Consider the following 15,865-nt stretch of genomic DNA (forward strand, 5'->3'; position numbering starts at 1 on the left):
TTACTGTGAATTCAAAATAAATCTCTTATTCAAACAGTCCTCTTTCCCCTTACCGGTTAAATTTGTGTCAAAAAAAGTGACAACCATTGTTCCCAAATCCTCTCTTGAAAATCAAGGGTTGCCACCCTGTCTTAATTCACTTGATATTTCATTATTTCTCTTTTAAATAAATCATGTTCAAGTCCAACCAGTAATTAATATCATCCCTCTGGGGATCAATGTTGATATTAATATTGTGGAAGATGAGAAGTGCAGTAACCTCTTCGTTTTCCAATACGAGGCTCATATCTTTGATAGATGCTTCCGTTGATCCGGTATGACTGCCTGGAGGAAATTTGGCAATTATTTGGTCAATGTAGCTGTTCATATCCTGCTCAAGGATAATACGATCATCCAATTTGATCTTCAAAGACGGGACTCTGTCTGATGGATTTATATTCCATTCGATTGTATAAACACCTTTTTCTCCTGAGATTTTCGCGCTGTCTCCCTGTAAAATAATCCCCCACTTGTAATCGCTAACATCGACAGCATCTGATTTTAAATACAATGATGTTCCAAGGTAGTCCACTGCCCCGTCATCGGGCTTCGGCCACACAGGCTCAAATCCAAGCTTTGTTTCAAATGTATCACGCCCATTTAAATTCTTGTCAAACCAGGCAGGAAGTTTGGCATCCTCTGCGTTTGCAAGGTAGTAGACTGCATCGGTGATGGATTCACGTACAGACAATTCCGGTTCTGAAGCTGCCGGAATCAATTTATTGTTTTCCAGCATGCCTTGACTGTCAAGCAGTCTTTCTAGCCGGTCAACCTGCGCTGTAACTGGCATAGCATGATAACCCACCGACGGAAAAACCGAAAAAACAGCAACCGCGCAGATCAATACAACGATAAATTGATGTGCTTTCGCTTTCAATATCAGCAGCAGAATTGCCGCAATAACAGCAATGATCCAAACCAGTAAAAACCAATATTCTGTGACTTTAAGGCCATATTTTCCTAATTGTGTGAACAAGGCTCCAGCCTCAAATGCAAGAATAATCAGTGCTGCAAAAGGATAAACCCGTCGATAGAATTTTGCGAGTCCGGATTCATGATGGGTAACCATAATATGGAGCCATAGCCCGACAAAAGAATATGCCGTTGCGATTCCAGCGAGCCGAGTGAATATCGGCCAGGTGCCCGTAAAAATTACCCGTCCTGACCAAAGCAGAAGCACCACCGTCAAAGCCAGAGTGATCGGAATGATAATATAGCCTAACAGGATCTCAATAAATCGAGGTTGTTTCTGTGCGATCTCACGATGATCGTCGATGATACCTTTACGAAAATCTGGAAAATATCCTAAAAAAATTGTAAAAGCAAGGAAACCGGTTAAGGTTCCGATATACATGTATACTTTTCCGCTCATCCCATGATAAAGAAGTGCCTGAACGGCACCCGCAACACCAGATGCACCTGCCATAATTACAATTCCGTAAATCAAAGCAATGAACAGAGCTTTATGAGTCATAAAGAAAGAACGGGGAAAATCTGACTGTTCTTTCGGATAACCTGCAATGATGATAAAAAGCAGAAAACTGATTAAAATAACCGCACTAACACGAACTGCAGCCAGTGTTGAAATCATTGTATAACGTGCTGAAATATCTGTATGTGCTTCCCCAAAAAAGTAGAGCACCAGAAAGGTTATGACTGTAACTGCAGCACCAAGCAGGTTTGCAATCAGGAATGCATTTTTCTTGTTAAAGCGGCTATGTGCTATCGTTATCGCAGTCATGCTGAACACAGCACCCAGGGCAAAGGCCCAATGCAGGCAATTGAACAGAAAATTGTAAAGCTCTTGCTGAGGCCACTCAAGTTGTATTCTGATCATGGTTACAATAGCAAAGGCTATAGCGCTTAAGATAGCGGCTGGAAAGGTTTCAAAGGCCCTGACTGCTCCTCCGAAACTATTCGCTATTGATCGTGTAATAGAATTCATATTTTCACCACTTTTCCAATAGAATTTTTTACTTTATTTGTAACCGTTATTTTAAGTTATACTCACGCTTTCCGAATTTTTTACAAATATCTTATCTTATCGCTGCATAATAGGGCAGCATTATGTTTCGTATGATGCTCATTCGTTTTAGCAGCTTACACATTGAGATTCGATTTACACTTCGGGCACCTTGCACTAATTCTACCCTCATTGGTAGGTACACGTATTGTTGTATTGCAATTAGGGCATTTAACAAGACGATGGTCAACCAGTTCCAGTATTTTCATTTTGTCCAGTCCAACCACAACATCATTTCCAATTAGAAACGTAGGTACGCCGGTGATATTTCTGCTTGTCATTTCATGACGTGCTTGCGGATCCACATTTACGTCTTTCTCGATAAAATGAATCTTGTTTTGGATCAGGAAATCCTTGGCCATTTTGCAGTAAGGGCAAGTGTTTGTTGTTAAAATTGTTACATCCTTCATTTGTTGTATCCCTCCAATTCTAAACTATTTTAAATTTTATTTCAGTGTCTTGTCTAATTTTTCAAGCAAATCGATTTGTTCATTTGTGAGATTTGTGGGAATTTTTACAAGAACCTTAACATAAAGATCGCCCATTTTCTTGCTCTTCAAACCCTTTATTCCTTTGCCCTTCAGCCTAAACACGGTATTCGGCTGCGTGCCTGCCGGAACTTTATAGGAGACCTTATCCTTGAGGGTTGGAACGACAATGCTTGTTCCGAGCGCAGCCTGTGTCAAAGTAATTGGCATATCTATATATAGATCAGAGCCCTTTCTTGTAAACTTACTGTGCGGTCTTATTTTAATTTCAACAATCAAATCACCGTTAGCCCCTCCGTTCGTACTTGGCTGCCCCTGTCCCTTCAATGAAATCTTTGAATTATTGTCTATACCTTCTGGTATTGTAATAGAAATTGTTTTACCATTCAGTCTAACCTGCTTCTTCGCTCCAAAAGCAGCCTCTTCAAATGTGATTGTGATGCTTGTCTGAAGATCAGCTCCTTTTCTTGGTCCCGCCTTTCGTTGCGTACTGCCGAATCCTCCTCCAAACATAGTGCCAAACAAATTATCAAACTCACTACCGGAAAAATCTTTAAAGATGTCAAAATCGGCCCCATTAAAATCGCTGTATTCCTGGTACTGATATCCCCCTTGATTCCCAGGGCCTTGTCCTTGGCCGCCGTTAAACGCCGCATTTGGATCTACACCTGCAAATCCAAATCTGTCATATTTATCTTTTTTATCCGCATCTGCTAAGATACTGTATGCCTCATTTACTTCTTTAAACTTGTCTTCTGATATTTTATCGCCTGGATTCTTATCCGGATGATACTGCATAGCCTTTTTCCGAAATGCTTTCTTTATTTCATTCGCAGAAGCTTCTTTTTTCAAGCCTAGCACTTCATAATAATCCCGTTTCTCTGCCATGACAAATCCCTCCCTTCCTTTTTAAATGTCGCGGTATTTCCTTGACCACTTTAAGTGTCGCGGTATTTCCTCGACCATGTAATTAGCACTCTTCACCCGGGAGTGCTAGTTCATGATTAAAATATAACACCGCCAAATTTTTAATTTCAGCAGTGTTTTAAAGAACTTATATTTCATATTTACCACGAAAGGCTCGTGATAAACATATTTATACAAAACCTTCTTCCAATATCTATTTTAGGAAGCTTGCATTAATCAGCAGCAGCTATTGCTGTTTTCCGAACAGTCACAGCTTGGCTCAGTCCCTCGCAGCAACCCATTGATGACTGCTGCAGCACATCCCACACCGGTCTTTACTGTTATGGCTGCTGCAGGACAATTTTTTTCACATGCACCGCACTCCATACAGTAATCACGATTATTGACTTTCGCTTTTCCCTTTTCTATGGAAAAAATGCCATGAGGACATACGTCCGTGCACATCCCGCAGCCAATACATCGTTCTGATTCCAGCTTTAATGTTACCACATTCTTTAAATACCGCATCTTACATCTCCTTTCAAAAAACCATTGATAAAAGACTGCCCGTAATCAGAAGAATAACCCCCAAACCAATAGAAATCGTGATTAGCGGAATGGATATTTTCATTTCCCTTATCACGCCAGAGAAGGAGGTGAAGGTTGAACAGCCTGTAAAATTCATAGCATAAAACGCAGATACAGAAGGGAGCACCAGCAAGTAAGAAATTGCTGTCAGCATGCCGTACTCCATACTTGTAAAACCATGGTTTAAGGTGATAATTCCAGCCGACCAAATCAACCCCAAAAACCATCCTTTCAGTGAAAAAGCCCTTCCCGGAATCCACGGCAGCAATATGGGCGTCAGCACACAGCCGACAATAACCGCACCAAAGTAAGCGTATAGATCCGTTCCGGTAAATCGCGAAATTCCTATTTGATTCAGAAGAAACATCATTCCGAATAGGATCAGGGAAGGTTTAACAGCTCCAACGATTTCAACCGGAGTCAAAACTGCTCTGTCCGCAAGGTTGAAATTCACAGTCCGCATTTCTTGATCTGCCTTCATTCCGTTTTTCAGGAACTTCGGGATATCTTCTGCTCTCACCGGTCCATAAACCACTTTAAATCCAGACCGTTTCATTACTTCATGGGCAGAAACACCGACAGCACCCAACTGAGGCAATATCAGCGTTCTATGGCTTACAACCTTTGAAATTCCGGTAATTTCCAGTCTTTTTACAAGCTCCTCCGTACCGAAGGTTCCCTTTCCGGCAGCGCACCATACATTGACGCCCTTCGTATCGAGGACAAGGATCCAGGCCGAAATGCCTGACAGCTCTTTTCTAAGCGCATCAAAACTCAGCTTATAGTTTGCCGTTACCAGTACCGGTGAATCTGAATTGGGCCGGCCGACATAATAAAGGCCGGAGTCAATCTTGTAATTCATCCTGTTGATGCCCCATCTGACTTTCCATGCACCGAATACGTCTTGCATCGTTAATGAGGTAGATACCTCTACAGCTGTTGATTCACTACAACAGCAGGGTCTATTTATTTCAGAACAACAGCTTCCCATAATATCCTTCTTTCATTATTTTAATTCCGTATTCTTATTCACATCCTATTACTGCGGCAGTCCCTGTTCGGTGACCTCGGAGGAAATGCCGAAAATGAATGCCGCTACCGATATGGTTATTATATGCATCATATCGATAATTGTCAATATGTTTTCTCCTCTAAAAAAAATTACCCCCTGGTTGATGTATTTGTATTACATCAACCAAGAGGCCTACACAAACTTTGAAATAGTCTCCTGGGAACTGCTTTATGAACAATTTACGTCATTAGCATTTATCTTCTTCCGTTGAGGGAAAAGATGAAATCTCCTCCCTCTATAAGTAAAAAGTCCGTACGAAAAAATCTTATCTACTTTAAAGGTACATCATAATTTGATATTAGTCATCTGTTCGAATACAGCCGCGAATTTCATCATATCTTTTATCATAGATTGTTTCAGGGCATGTGTCAGGACATACTTCAAAACATACTTCATAACATTTATGCTTTCGTCTTTTTTCTCTTTCGGCAAGAATTTCATTTACTCCTTGAATAAGATTACATAACCCTTCTTCAAGAGCTTTCAGCCCTTCGCGAACAAGATCGATACCTTCGCAAAGGCAGCAATTCTGGAGATTACACAGACCTTCCTGAACACCCTTGATACCGTCTTTGATATCACAGATGCCTTCTTTGATACCCATATTACTTTTGTAATCACATTCAAAATCGAAGTCTTTTAATCCTTCAATCACATCACTTAGGCCTTTTTCAACTTTACAAAGCCCTTTTTCAATACATATTATACCTTCGCGAATTCTACAACAGCAGATGTCATCAAGGCCTTCTTTAATATCTTTAATACCCTCTTTGATTTCGCTGATGCCTTTTTGAATCGCATCGATATCATCTCGCTTACAATCGCATTTACAGCTGTACTGTCTATTTTTATACATATCTCATCACCTTTTTATATAATATTTCACCTAATTTAGGTATAGTTAATTATATGAAGAAGTAATAAAAAGTGTTAAAAAGGGAACCTAATAGTAACACTCAAGATAATAGAAAAATAGCTTTTTATTTAACCCCTGACCTAGCCTGATCCAAAACTTTTAAATCAAATTTTTTCATCTTTAAAAAAGCTTCCGTTACACGCTGGACTTCCTCCTTTGAGCCATGGTACATGATGTCATCCAGATTGACTGGGACAATCTGCCATGAAACACCGAATTTATCCTTTAGCCAGCCACATTGTTCGGCTTCGGGAACAGCCGATAGCTTGTCCCAATAGTAGTCGATCTCGCTCTGGTTTTCGCATTTAACCATTAGTGAAAAGGATTCATTAAATGTGAAATCTGCATCAAACCCATTATCCATGGCTGAGAAATTCATTCCACTAAGCTTAAATCCGGCATAGTTTACTTTAGCCGTGGATAATTGAGCTTCTCCTTCCCCATAATAGCTGATCAGGTTTATCTCCGAGTCCGTGAAGATGCTGGTATAATACGTTATAGCTTCTTCTGCTTTTCCACATACGCTACCGGTAAACAAAAAGTTCGGAGTAATTTTTTGTCCGTTTGTTTCCTCCTCAACAAGCATTAATTGCCAGGATAACCCGTAACGATCCTGGATCCATGCGTAACGCTTGCTGAATGGATATTCACCAAGAGGCATCAGCTCTGAACCGCCATTAGAAAGAGCCTCCCATTTAGAATTCACTTCTTCAACCGTACTACATGCTACCATGAGAGAAATTGATGGATTCAATTTGAAATATGGTCCTGCACTGATTGCACTGAATAACTGTCCTGAAAGTTGGAAGCTTACCATTTCCGCATCACCTGAAGGGGTGCCCTCAATTACAGTTGTATCCAGAAGCTTTGAATTGTCAAATATGCTGATGTAGAAAAGGGCCGCCTCTTTGCCCTCTTTGTCATACCATAAGTGTGGGATGATCTTTTGCATTATAAAACTCCTTTCAATTTGTTACCACAGTCTCTACAAAAGTGATCCGTGTCATCATATTCCACAGAGAAACAAGCAAAGAAGAATATTTCACCATATGCCAATACGTCTCCACAGGTATCTTGTATTCCCTGAATGCTTTCCGCCATCAAAAGCAAACTACTGCAAACAATCATCCTTCCCCATTAAACATCAAACCCAAATATTTCAATACTTGCAATATAGCTGATATCTTCATACAGGATTCCATCTTTATTGTTAAGCAAAGATATTTTTAGTTCACCTGAAGGTCCTTCTTTAATGGTTTCTTGCATCTTACCCTTCTTTGGTGAAATTAACTCCCCAATATTGTCCATTTTCGCTTCCAGCCTAAGTGTTACTTTACTGTTCTTTAATGATAATGCAACCATTTGTTTGGTTACACATTCTAATTGTAATTTACTCCGATTATAAGATGCAAATCGGTATTCCTTTTTATCGATGACCAAATTACAAATAAATCCGAAAAAGTTTCTTTTCATAAATGGAATATCCGCAGCGGAGCAAACGATACTTGTATTGGTATTCTTAAAATGATTAGATTGTACCCAGATATACTTTTTGGGGAAAGAAGTTCCCCAGTCCTTCTCAATGTATCCTTTGCTGTTATTAAAATCTATATCTAGATTATCAATCTTTAAATTTCCATGAACCTTATGATTCATGCTGATGACACCATGATAACATTCCATATTCGGAATATATGCGAAAAACCCCATTATATTTGGCATGAAAATCGATTTGTGTATGGAAGTGAAGGGATCTAATTTGAAAGTACCCTCAATGTTTATATTGTGATCTGTTAGTTGAACCGATATCTCTGTTTCAGTGAAAATATTGTTTGCAACTCGAATCATGAATGGATGATCATTATAGCTAAAATATTCCACGGGGTATTTACAATAACCTGTTTTTACGAATTTAACGTCATTTTCATCTGAGCCTACATAAATATATTGTACGAAACTATGGGAATCATTCACAACCAAACTGATACCCGGAATAAAGCAGACCACCGTTTTCTCATCTTGCGAAACCTGTTTGTAGTACCATCCCTCAAAATATTCATCTACCGTATTGCTTCCTTGAAACAGAATAGGATTTGTAATTTTATTTAACAACAAAATTCTTTCCTTTCCCCTTATCATAGAGGCTATGTCCAACTGAGCTTATCCCCATATGGCATTCGCGTCATTTGCACTTCGATTTACACGAGAAAAATCGGTTTTCACAAAGGAATTTGTGGATAAGAACAGAAATACTAAGCCTATCGCTATAATGATCACAAAAGACAAGATAGGCGTAACAATAAAACCATTGATATCAATCGCCAACCCTTCCCTTACAAGTTCAGCCGCCGATAAATCTGTTTTTTCCAAAACAATCATACGGAAAAAGGCTGTCGCGTAGGTCATCGGATTAAAATACGCAACATACCGAAGGGATTCGGGCAACAGCCCAAGAGGTATATATGCGCCTGATATAAACGTTAAGGGCATCGTGATTGCTGTTTTAACGATCTGAAAGGTTTGTCCGTTGCGCACCTTCGTTGCCAGGAAAAGCCCAACACCGGAAAAGACAAGCCCAACACAGATCATCGCGCAAAGGACAAGCAGAGGTGTTGTCCATGTCGTAAATTTAATGCCTACAAACAACCCAATCGCTAATACCAAAATCCCCTGTACCGTAGAAACGGTAGCTGCTGATAATAATTGTCCTACCGCAACAGCAACCCTTTTGGCCGGAGAAACTAAAACTTCTTTCATAAATCCGCTTACCATATCGTCAACGGTAGACGAAGCCAGATTCAGTGAACTTTCAAACACTGTCGTTATGATGACACCGGAAAGCATATATGCGATAGGATTGTCTATAAAATCAGTCTTAAAAATCGCACCAAACACATAAACAAAGAAAAAAGGAAAGATCAGCGAAAAAATTAATCCTGTTCTATTTCTGATAAAGGCTTTTAACCCTCTTTTCCACAATGCAAATACGGTATTCATATTACGCCTCCTCCCTGATCTTTTTCCCTGTTATCTCTAGAAAAACATCATTAAATGTACCTTTTTTGATTTCTATATTGCTGATATGGTCTTTATGAAGGCTTAAGACCTGTAATAAACAATCAAGCTTTTCAGCCTCTACCTTATAGTAACCTTCTTTTTTTTCATATTTCAGCTCATATTGTACCAGCAATTGCTCCAGTTCAGCTTCATTTTTTGTAGAAATATATGCTCTATCCTTTGTGAACTCTTTTTTTAGCGCGTATGGTGTATCATGGGCAACGATTACCCCATTGTCGATGATTGCAATTTTGTTGCATATTTCAGCTTCTTCCATGTAATGTGTGGTTAGAAAAATTGTGATATTTCTTTCTTTTTGCAGCTTGAGAATATACTCCCAAATATGTGCACGTGTCTGGGGATCAAGACCTGTTGTCGGTTCATCGAGAAATAAAACCTTCGGATAATGAATCAATCCACGCGCTATTTCTACACGGCGTTTCATTCCGCCTGACAAAGCGGCTACGGATTTCTTTCTTTCATCCAATAAATCAACGAGGGTTAAAACAAACCGTATCCGTTCTTCCACTTCTTTCTTAGGTATGTTATAGAAAACGCAGTGCATTTTAAGATTTTCTTCAATTGTCATTTTGGAGTCTAATGTGGAATCTTGAAACACGACACCGATTGTCGATCGAACTTCGCTTTTCTGTGTAGTAACATCTTTCCCATTTATTAAAAGTGTACCCGAAGTTTTTTCAAATATCGTACATAACGTATTGATTGTTGTACTTTTCCCAGCACCATTAGGTCCTAAAAAAGCGAAAATAGTCCCTTCTTCCACATGAAAGGAGATATTATTTACGGCAGTAAAATCACCATATTTTTTAGTAAAATTTTTAACTTCGATTATAGGATTCATCTTATTTCTTTCTCCTTAGCAGGTTTTATTATTTATTCGTCATACTGATGATATAAAGTTTTTGTTCAGAAATTCCAGTAGCTGAATCTTCCGCAATTATAATTAGAAGATATTAAAACTTAACTACTATAATATACCAGAACATTTGTTCTAAGGCAACTATTTCTTACCGAGGCGAAAATGTCTGTTAATTGCAAAAGTAAATGGCAAAGTAAAAAAAGATGATCCAAGAACTTTAAAGCTGCATTTTACTTTTGCGGAAAAAGTTTTGCTGCTTTTTTTGGCATGCAGGATTTAGAGAAAAGTTCGATCAAAGCATATTCTCCTATGAATTATAAGAGATAGTTTTAACTTGTTAAGGGAAAAGCTGACTAAAGATTATGCTTATAATCTCACCGATAAATCGGAATTTATCTATCAGTTCAATTACTCATTGTTCCTAATTTTTCCATAAACTTCTCATAAGTTATCTTACCTAATGCAAATTTCATCATTTCCAGATACATTTTTTCGCCTTTTGTATACGGTCTATTAATGCAAATATCCAGCAATTCCATCTCATTTTCCATAGGACTTAACACATTATTTCTCTTTGAAAACGCCTCATAATAACGTATACCAAATTTTCTTTGTGAAATCGCATTCATATGAATTCCATCTGGATTAGATGTTAATTCTTCTGCTGTTACGAAATAACTATTTTTCTGTTCTGAAGCAAATTTTTGTAATTCATGATTTACCAATTCGTATTCTATACAGTTCAATCCAAAGCCTGATTTTCCCAAGAAATCACCCAAACCACCAATAATGAATGGAACTTCTGGTGCATTCAGTTTTTTTCTCAATGCCTCCACAATTACATGTAATTTTTCATAATAGGTCTGATAGCTTCCTCCATAACTATCATTTTCCCCTTGATGCCATAAAATTCCGATAAGTTCGCTATCCTGCATTGCAAATTTTGTCTGACTGACTGCATGTTTAAAAAATGTTTTATCTACAGCCCAATCATCCAACGAACTTCCACCTTCTGCACAAGGAATTAAACCAATCTTATCTTCTTCATTTTCCATACACCACATTGCAGCAAAAGAACCTGCAAGTCCAACACCTGAGACAGGTCTATCATAGTTAATTGGCTCTGTCATCATTTGCCATCTACCATTACGAAGCATTTGAATTCTCTCATTACAAATCATTGGTACTTCATCTATAAAGCCACGGCCAGCCATATTTGACTGTCCAATCATTAAAACTGATTTCATTGTATTTCTCCTAACTTATATTGCTTAAACTTCCTCTGCAAATTCCTGTTTATCTGCATTCTCATCATCTTCCATGACGACTGCATTTGCCGTTTCAATTAACACTCATCGAATATGAACTTGTTAACGCAAGGAATGGGAGAACTACAAAACGAAAAATAAGCATCTTACAGTATCGGATTTTCAATTACAAAAAATAAAATAGTGTTATAATACACCAATTGTCTTGAGCCAATTTGTAATTTCCTCCGGCTTGATAGCACCATTTACGGCAATGCCAGGTAGAATTATGGATTTTGAGCACTCTTTAGATATATCATCTTCAATTTGGCCAAATCCGCCTCCTCCATGGGTACAAAAGGGAATTACTGTTTTCCCTGTAAAATCATGTTGTCTCAGAAAGCTCATTACCGGCGGGGCTAATGTTTTAAACCAGTTTGGCGTACCAATACATATTGTTTGATGATTATCGATTGATTCATTTCCAGATATCAGTTTCGGACAAAATCCTCGTGAGATCTCATTTCTTACTTCTTTAACAGCTGTATTATAATCAAAGGAATAATTGTTTTCCGGAATCAATTCTCTTATAGTACCACCTGTCTGTTTTGCAATTTCTAACGCTAAATTCCTGGTATTTTGGAAAAGCGAATAATAAACGATTAGCGTATTGTTCATAATGCTATTCCCTTTCAATTATGTATTTCTTTATTATTCAATATAAGAATTCAAAAAGTTCATGATACCTTCCGCATTATACTGTGCTGCTTTATCTCTCCACTCATCGCTTTTCAAAAGTTCAACTTCTTCAATATTTGTAAAGAACCCATGTTCTATCAGCACCGCCGGTATATATGTATTTTTAATTACATATAAATTCCCTGTTTTAATGCCCCGGTTAAGGATCCCTATTTCCGGGAAATTGGAGCTTGAAATAGCTGCCGCAAGACGGTTGCCCAGAACACTTCCCTGGTAATGATAGATTTCCCACCCCTTTGGGGTTGTCCATTCTTTTCCGTTGCCAAAAGCATTTGCATGTATACTGACAAAAATATCGGCATCGGAATTATTTGCACTTTCACATCTATTCGCTAGACTGGGGTCGGAATCATCATTTACTGTAAGAAGCACTTCTATTCCCTGGGCTTCTAAAATATTCTTCATTTTATTTGCAACGGTCCGATTAAATTCATATTCTTTCAACGTACCGTCAGGGCTTCGTTTTCCCGCCGTAGATTCACCATGACCCGGGTCCAGCATCACCACCAGCTTTCCGTCATCCATGGGATTAAAGTATGTACTCAAAGTTCTGAAGGAAATTGTCAAGGTTTTCCCATCTGCAGACAAACTTACAGTAGGGGTTGTCGCTTCCTTTAGATCACATACAATTCTGACGGCATTTTCATTATAGGCAGAAACTCTTACAGCCGTTAAGGGAGAATCCTTTTGATCATATGTCAAGCCAGATACTTTCGAATCTACCAGAAAATTCTTTACGTCCAGAACAAATCTGTCGGGAGAGGTCAGGTTCATCGTCGAATAGTCCTCCGGCGCTTTGAGTGGTTCCGACATTTGAACGGTTACTATTGTATTCTCTTTATTTGAAGTTCCCTCTTCCACGGAAACTTCTGTGACGTATCCTGTAATTACAGGCCTTACATCAGTCTTTTCAGAGGATGTGATTGTGACGGTCCTTGTAGAATTAATCCATCCAACAAGAAATCCCAGCTCTTCTGCCACAAATCTGACAGGAATCATGGTCCTGCCGTTTTTTATTGTGGCAGGAACGTCCAGCGTTTTGTTCCTACCGTTTACCGTTGCAACTGTATCATTGATTTTAAGAATGACGATAACACCATCGTATTCTATGGTAACGATATAATTGCTCTGATCCCAATTTACTGTTCCCCCAAGGGCCTCAAAAACTGCTCTTGCCGGAACAAGGGTCCGGTCGTTCTGGATAAAGGGCATAACATCTGCCGTTACTTGCTCATTATTTATTACAAGCTTAACGTCAGCGGGGGTTGCTGCTGCAGCAACTGTTTTTCCCATGATCGTGCAGAAAACCATTATGAATAGAAATGCGATGGTGAAATTGATTTTTTTTGTCATAACAAACCCCTCTTTTACAAAACAAAACATCATTTAATATTGCAGATTATAACAGAGGAAATGACAAAAATCTATTTCTATAACCAAATGTTAATATGACTGAAATACAAATGTTATATAATTCTTCTCTATGCATTTTTGCTGGCATCAGCTTCTTAATTTTAATTAAGTGGTGTGTTAGATAGCAACACGATATATGCAGTAATATACTGTATTAATTTAAAAAGGAGGATACCAAATATGATTCATATAAAGGAACTTAAAGATATGGATACAATCTCAGGACAGATGAATTTGATATTGAGAGCAGGAATGACTTGGAGAGATTTGGCTACATGGCTGAGAGCTTATATAATTAGCACATTCGCAGGATTAAGTGACCAAGAAGTTGTACGACAAAGATTAAATAAAATACCATTGGAGTTTAGTAATATATTTACATTATTTTTTGGTGATCAGATTTCTAATACTTATACTAACCTTTTATCCAGTTACATTACTTCTATAGAATCTTTAATTGATGCACTAAAGAATGGTGATGATACTGCAGTAAATGGATATATGGAACAGATACATCATATTATACATCAAATAACTGCTATGCTTTCGGAAATAAATCCGTTTTGGCAGGAAAGTGAATGGAGAGCTTTATTATTTAGACATCTTATGTTAACAATTGATGAATCAAATGCATTTTTATCGGGAGACTATGTCAAAAGTACTGAGATATTTGATACCCTTTTATCCCATGATGCGGAAACGGTTGACTATTTTTCAAATGGCTTATTTAAATATATTATTTCCAGCTAAATTGAACCACAAATTCATTTGGACCAAAGACACCGAAATCCCTTGATATTCAAGGAATTTCGGTGTTCTAACAAGAATCTTTTGTAAGTGATTAATCAAGCCTTGTTTCCTCTTTTGCAGTCCTACTTTTTCAAATGTTTTTTGATATCCTTAAGGGGCATCGAATTGTTTAAGATACTGAATGGTATCCAAAAATAAAAAATCATTATATGAATAATATCTGTATTATGAACAACAAAAATCCAAGATATTATATTCTTGCAATTTTTTTCGCCATTTCCTTTTTATGTTCAAAATTACCCAACCTTGATATCATGATTCTTTGTGCCTGTGGAGAGCCTGCGCCATGCATGGATTCCGTCCGATAACCGACTGCGCCGGTACCCAAGGTCAAATTCTCGATCAATCGCATAATTCGCATTCTATGTTCTGTCGGAACAGAATTGACTCCTTTCAGGTATTTTTCGATGTAATGCCCTACCGCTTCACTTCTGAAGTCTTTTTCCGACGGCTGGGTTACCATGAGGCCGCCGGCGATGTCTTCCGCCAAACGGCACATCTCATATGGGAATCTTGTTACATTCTGCTTGCATACATTAGCCAGGAGCAAATCAATCAGGTACGCTCCGGATGGAGTAGGAGCACCTTCATAGGAACAAGCCAAGGCGGAAGAATAGATCGTCTCGTTTAAATGGGTCATTTCAATGAGCTTATCTTTGATGTGGGAAGCGTTTGCTACCCCGTTATATTCTGCAGCTAGAGCGGCTGCACCGATGAGTACATCACCCACACCAGATTTGCAGGCATAGCTTGGTCTGTGATGCCCTGCAAACCGTTCTACAAGCATTCCGACGAATTCAGTTTCCCCATTTAGGAAAATCCTTTCATTCGGGACAAAAACATGGTCGAAAATGATGAGCGCTTCATGACCTCCAAATTGGCTGTTTCCAACATCAATTTCCGAGCCCTCCAGTTTTCTTGTATCACAGGACTGTCGGCCATAGATGATGGTGATTCCCGGTGAGTCCGTAGGAACAGCAAAGGAAATCGCATAATCCTTATCTTCAGGCTTCATGGCGATGGTCGGCATACACAAAACCTCATGGGAGTTGACAATCCCTGTCTGATGCGCTTTACAGCCGTTGACAATGATTCCGTCCGTTCTTCGTTCAACGACTCTCAAATACAAGTCGGGATCCACCTGATTGATTGGCGAAAGCCCGCGGTCACCTTTCACATCCGTCATAGCACCGTCGGTGACAAGGTCTTCTTCTTGTACGTATCCAAGAAACCGGTTAAATCGTTCCTGGTAATCCGTACCGTACTTTTTATCGATTTCATAGGCTGTACTATAAACGGCATTAAAAGAATCCTGTCCAACACAGCGCTGAAAACAGCAGGCGGTTTTCTGGCCCAGCATACGCTGACGTTTTACCTTTTTTACAAGGTCATCCTTGCTTTGGAATACGTGATTGAATAAATTGATCTTTTTACCCGTAAGGTGCGATTTAACAGTCATTAAATCCTCATATAATGGATCCAGTGCCAGATCATAAGTCACTGCAACCGCATTCATGGAAGGAATGATAATCGGGTGGTCCACGGGTGATTCTACCTTTTCTCCAAACAGATAAACATTTAAATTTAATTTTCGAAGGCTTTCAATATATTCTTTTCCGGTTTTCAACATGAGGTTTTTCTCCTTTCCGACATAACAATTCAGAGTT

The 15,865-nt window shown here is 38.7% G+C and carries 15 protein-coding genes; 1 reads left to right on the forward strand and 14 read right to left on the reverse strand.

The features are described from left to right. Positions 1–151: 151 nt before the first annotated feature. The 13 genes from KCX82_RS02215 to KCX82_RS02275 all read right to left on the reverse strand — a co-directional run bounded on the left by KCX82_RS02215 (position 152) and on the right by KCX82_RS02275 (position 13,328). Positions 152–1,984: a DUF4153 domain-containing protein gene (locus tag KCX82_RS02215; RefSeq protein WP_227016801.1), complete on the reverse strand. Its 1,833-nt coding sequence runs from the start codon at positions 1,982–1,984 to the stop codon at positions 152–154. Positions 1,985–2,139: 155 nt separating this feature from the next. After that, entirely contained in the window at positions 2,140–2,472 is a 333-nt protein-coding gene (locus tag KCX82_RS02220; protein ID WP_227016802.1) for a glutaredoxin family protein, read from the reverse strand. Positions 2,473–2,508: 36 nt separating this feature from the next. Next, on the reverse strand, positions 2,509–3,438 hold the full coding sequence (locus tag KCX82_RS02225; protein WP_227016803.1) for a DnaJ C-terminal domain-containing protein: 930 nt from the start codon (positions 3,436–3,438) through the stop codon (positions 2,509–2,511). Positions 3,439–3,693: 255 nt separating this feature from the next. Continuing rightward, positions 3,694–3,984 (reverse strand): mercury methylation ferredoxin HgcB, encoded by a 291-nt coding sequence (gene hgcB / locus KCX82_RS02230; RefSeq protein ID WP_227016804.1) that lies wholly within the window; start codon positions 3,982–3,984, stop codon positions 3,694–3,696. A gap of 13 nt (positions 3,985–3,997) precedes the next feature. Continuing rightward, the gene (hgcA, locus tag KCX82_RS02235) at positions 3,998–5,035 is read right to left on the reverse strand and encodes a mercury methylation corrinoid protein HgcA (RefSeq protein WP_264175423.1); all 1,038 of its coding nucleotides are present in this window, start codon (positions 5,033–5,035) and stop codon (positions 3,998–4,000) included. Positions 5,036–5,414: 379 nt separating this feature from the next. Next, complete coding sequence (locus KCX82_RS02240; RefSeq protein WP_227016806.1) at positions 5,415–5,972, reverse strand: hypothetical protein; 558 nt, start codon at positions 5,970–5,972, stop codon at positions 5,415–5,417. Positions 5,973–6,096: 124 nt separating this feature from the next. Beyond that, positions 6,097–6,984, reverse strand: coding sequence for a VOC family protein (locus KCX82_RS02245; protein ID WP_227016807.1), 888 nt, complete (start codon positions 6,982–6,984; stop codon positions 6,097–6,099). Positions 6,985–7,169: 185 nt separating this feature from the next. Continuing rightward, complete coding sequence (locus KCX82_RS02250; protein WP_227016808.1) at positions 7,170–8,171, reverse strand: tocopherol cyclase family protein; 1,002 nt, start codon at positions 8,169–8,171, stop codon at positions 7,170–7,172. A gap of 21 nt (positions 8,172–8,192) precedes the next feature. Continuing rightward, positions 8,193–9,029: an ABC transporter permease gene (locus tag KCX82_RS02255; RefSeq protein ID WP_227016809.1), complete on the reverse strand. Its 837-nt coding sequence runs from the start codon at positions 9,027–9,029 to the stop codon at positions 8,193–8,195. 1 nt (position 9,030) lies between these two features. Further along, positions 9,031–9,951 (reverse strand): ABC transporter ATP-binding protein, encoded by a 921-nt coding sequence (locus tag KCX82_RS02260; RefSeq protein WP_227016810.1) that lies wholly within the window; start codon positions 9,949–9,951, stop codon positions 9,031–9,033. A gap of 422 nt (positions 9,952–10,373) precedes the next feature. Then, positions 10,374–11,216: a sialate O-acetylesterase gene (locus KCX82_RS02265; RefSeq protein ID WP_227016811.1), complete on the reverse strand. Its 843-nt coding sequence runs from the start codon at positions 11,214–11,216 to the stop codon at positions 10,374–10,376. Positions 11,217–11,423: 207 nt separating this feature from the next. Continuing rightward, positions 11,424–11,894, reverse strand: a complete 471-nt coding sequence (locus KCX82_RS02270) for a flavodoxin (protein ID WP_227016812.1) — start codon at positions 11,892–11,894, stop codon at positions 11,424–11,426. 33 nt (positions 11,895–11,927) lie between these two features. Then, positions 11,928–13,328 (reverse strand): N-acetylmuramoyl-L-alanine amidase family protein, encoded by a 1,401-nt coding sequence (locus tag KCX82_RS02275; RefSeq protein ID WP_227016813.1) that lies wholly within the window; start codon positions 13,326–13,328, stop codon positions 11,928–11,930. A gap of 240 nt (positions 13,329–13,568) precedes the next feature. Here KCX82_RS02275 and KCX82_RS02280 point away from each other — a divergent pair, with 240 nt between their 5' ends. Then, positions 13,569–14,138, forward strand: a complete 570-nt coding sequence (locus tag KCX82_RS02280; protein WP_227016814.1) for a hypothetical protein — start codon at positions 13,569–13,571, stop codon at positions 14,136–14,138. A 250-nt stretch (positions 14,139–14,388) separates the two neighbouring features. On the opposite strand, the gene KCX82_RS02285 is transcribed toward KCX82_RS02280, so the two are convergent. Next, positions 14,389–15,828 carry a 4-hydroxyphenylacetate 3-hydroxylase family protein gene (locus KCX82_RS02285; protein ID WP_227016815.1) on the reverse strand — a complete coding sequence of 480 codons (1,440 nt, stop codon included), beginning with the start codon at positions 15,826–15,828 and terminating at the stop codon, positions 14,389–14,391. Positions 15,829–15,865: the final 37 nt, after the last annotated feature.

Source organism: Sinanaerobacter chloroacetimidivorans, from assembly GCF_018128545.1.
Taxonomy (GTDB): Bacteria; Bacillota; Clostridia; order Peptostreptococcales; family Anaerovoracaceae; genus Sinanaerobacter; species Sinanaerobacter chloroacetimidivorans.

Bases quoted from the DNA above. Each gene is read 5' to 3' on its own strand.
- KCX82_RS02240 (WP_227016806.1), bottom strand. From the start codon at position 5,972: ATGTATAAAAATAGACAGTACAGCTGTAAATGCGATTGTAAGCGAGAT.
- KCX82_RS02285 (WP_227016815.1), bottom strand. From the start codon at position 15,828: ATGTTGAAAACCGGAAAAGAATATATTGAAAGCCTTCGAAAATTAAAT.
- KCX82_RS02280 (WP_227016814.1), top strand. From the start codon at position 13,569: ATGATTCATATAAAGGAACTTAAAGATATGGATACAATCTCAGGACAG.
- KCX82_RS02270 (WP_227016812.1), bottom strand. From the start codon at position 11,894: ATGAACAATACGCTAATCGTTTATTATTCGCTTTTCCAAAATACCAGG.
- KCX82_RS02220 (WP_227016802.1), bottom strand. From the start codon at position 2,472: ATGAAGGATGTAACAATTTTAACAACAAACACTTGCCCTTACTGCAAA.
- hgcB (WP_227016804.1), bottom strand. From the start codon at position 3,984: ATGCGGTATTTAAAGAATGTGGTAACATTAAAGCTGGAATCAGAACGA.
- KCX82_RS02255 (WP_227016809.1), bottom strand. From the start codon at position 9,029: ATGAATACCGTATTTGCATTGTGGAAAAGAGGGTTAAAAGCCTTTATC.
- KCX82_RS02250 (WP_227016808.1), bottom strand. From the start codon at position 8,171: ATGATAAGGGGAAAGGAAAGAATTTTGTTGTTAAATAAAATTACAAAT.
- KCX82_RS02275 (WP_227016813.1), bottom strand. From the start codon at position 13,328: ATGACAAAAAAAATCAATTTCACCATCGCATTTCTATTCATAATGGTT.
- hgcA (WP_264175423.1), bottom strand. From the start codon at position 5,035: ATGGGAAGCTGTTGTTCTGAAATAAATAGACCCTGCTGTTGTAGTGAA.
- KCX82_RS02260 (WP_227016810.1), bottom strand. From the start codon at position 9,951: ATGAATCCTATAATCGAAGTTAAAAATTTTACTAAAAAATATGGTGAT.
- KCX82_RS02225 (WP_227016803.1), bottom strand. From the start codon at position 3,438: ATGGCAGAGAAACGGGATTATTATGAAGTGCTAGGCTTGAAAAAAGAA.
- KCX82_RS02245 (WP_227016807.1), bottom strand. From the start codon at position 6,984: ATGCAAAAGATCATCCCACACTTATGGTATGACAAAGAGGGCAAAGAG.
- KCX82_RS02265 (WP_227016811.1), bottom strand. From the start codon at position 11,216: ATGAAATCAGTTTTAATGATTGGACAGTCAAATATGGCTGGCCGTGGC.
- KCX82_RS02215 (WP_227016801.1), bottom strand. From the start codon at position 1,984: ATGAATTCTATTACACGATCAATAGCGAATAGTTTCGGAGGAGCAGTC.